1 protein-coding gene is annotated in these 207 nt (G+C 71.0%); it reads right to left on the bottom strand.

Annotated features, from left to right (window positions below; genetic code table 11):
- A partial coding sequence (locus AAE029_RS36330) for a hypothetical protein (protein WP_371077784.1) occupies window positions 1-207 on the bottom strand: 207 nt, incomplete at both ends.

The following is a 207-nucleotide window of genomic DNA, read 5'->3' as shown; positions in this document are numbered from 1 at the left end:
GATCCGGCAGCGCCCGCCGGTCGAGCTTGCCGTTGACGGTGAGCGGCATGGCGTCCAGGAAGGTGATCGCCGCCGGCACCATGTAGGAAGGCAGCCGCCCGGCAAGGTGTGAGCGAAGGTCCTCCGCCGTCACCCCATCTTCGTCCGCGGCAACCACATAGGCGGCCAGCCGCTTGCCGCCGCCCGCCTCCTCGAGCGCGATCACCG

This window comes from Sinorhizobium sp. CB7, assembly GCF_041357635.1.
GTDB lineage: Bacteria > Pseudomonadota > Alphaproteobacteria > Rhizobiales > Rhizobiaceae > Rhizobium.
This window is presented reverse-complemented; position numbering and strand designations above follow the sequence as displayed.